2 rRNA genes are annotated in these 1,803 nt (G+C 47.0%); both read left to right on the forward strand.

What is annotated here, in order from left to right:
- Positions 1–283 (forward strand): 16S ribosomal RNA (locus ABCM86_RS13935); the annotation flags it as partial.
- Between the two features lie 178 nt (positions 284–461).
- A 23S ribosomal RNA gene (locus tag ABCM86_RS13940) occupies positions 462–1,803 on the forward strand; the annotation flags it as partial.

Raw genomic sequence — 1,803 nt, forward strand, 5'->3', positions numbered from 1 at the left:
AAGTCGTGAGGCCAAGCTAATCCCTTAAAGCCATTCTCAGTTCGGATTGTAGGCTGAAACTCGCCTACATGAAGCTGGAGTTACTAGTAATCGCAGATCAGAATGCTGCGGTGAATGCGTTCCCGGGTCTTGTACACACCGCCCGTCACACCATGGGAGTTGGGGGCGCCCGAAGCCGGCTAGCTAACCTTTTAGGAAGCGGTCGTCGAAGGTGAAACCAATAACTGGGGTGAAGTCGTAACAAGGTAGCCGTATCGGAAGGTGCGGCTGGATCACCTCCTTTCTAAGGAGAATTGCCTACTGTTTAATTTTGAGGGTTCATTCCTCAAAATTAGTACTTTGAAAATTGCATAACATTTAGTGATATGACATTATATATGAACAGAAAAGTTTCAAAAATCATGACAGATAAGTCGTAAAAATCAAAATGGTATTTATCTCAATACCGAACTCTAATAACTGGTCAAGTTATTAAGGGTGCAGGGCGAATGCCTTGGCACTAGGAGCCGATGAAGGACGTGATAAGCTGCGATAAGCTTCGGGGAGTTGCACGTAAACTTTGATCCGAAGATTTCCGAATGAGGAAACTCACTTAGAGTAATGTCTAAGTATCGTATGATGAATACATAGTCATACGAGGGGAACCCGGAGAACTGAAACATCTAAGTACCCGGAGGAAGAGAAAGAAATTCGATTCCGTAAGTAGCGGCGAGCGAACGCGGAACAGGCCAAACCAGTGAAGTTTTCTTCGCTGGGGTTGCGGACATATCATAACGAAGAGGTATCGTAGAGGAAGAGAGTTGGAAAGCTCCGCCATAGATGGTAACAGCCCAGTACTTTAAACGAGAAGACTTTAGATATGATCCAGAGTACCACGGGACACGTGAAACCCTGTGGGAAGCAGGAGGGACCATCCTCCAAGCCTAAATACTACCTAGTGACCGATAGCGTATAGTACCGTGAGGGAAAGGTGAAAAGAACCCCGGGAGGGGAGTGAAAGAGAACCTGAAACCCTGCACTTACAAGCTGTAGGAGCACATTTCTTGTGTGACTGCGTACTTTTTGTAGAACGGGCCAACGAGTTACGTTGTGTAGCAAGGTTAAGCACTTAAGGTGTGGAGCCGTAGCGAAAGCGAGTCTTAAATGGGCGTCTAGTTACCCGACGTAGACCCGAAACCAGGCGACCTATCCATGAGCAGGTTGAAGCGAAAGTAAAATTTCGTGGAGGACCGAACCCACGTACGTTGAAAAGTGCGGGGATGACTTGTGGATAGCGGTGAAATTCCAATCGAGCCTGGAGATAGCTGGTTCTCCCCGAAATAGCTTTAGGGCTAGCCTCAAGATTAGAGAAGCGGAGGTAGAGCACTGAATGTCCTAGGGGGTATTGCACTTACCGAAGACTATCAAACTCCGAATGCCGTATTCTTTTGCTTGGGAGTCAGACTATGGGTGATAAGATTCATAGTCAAGAGGGCAACAGCCCAGATCGTCAGCTAAGGTCCCTAAATGTAAGTTAAGTGGTAAAGGATGTGGAATTGCACAGACAACCAGGATGTTGGCTTAGAAGCAGCCACTCATTTAAAGAGTGCGTAATAGCTCACTGGTCGAGTGATTCTGCGCCGAAAATTTCCGGGGCTAAAACTTACTACCGAAGCTACGGCATCATTATGATGGGTAGGGGAGCTTTCTATACGGGTTGAAGCATGACCGTAAGGACATGTGGACTGTATAGAAGTGAGAATGTTGGCATGAGTAGCGAGATGTGGGTGAGAATCCCACAGGCCGTAAACCCAAGGTTTCCAG

It is taken from the genome of Clostridium sp. 2218st1_F5_2218SCRN_220325 (assembly GCF_039062665.1).
Lineage (GTDB): Bacteria > Bacillota > Clostridia > Peptostreptococcales > Peptostreptococcaceae > Intestinibacter.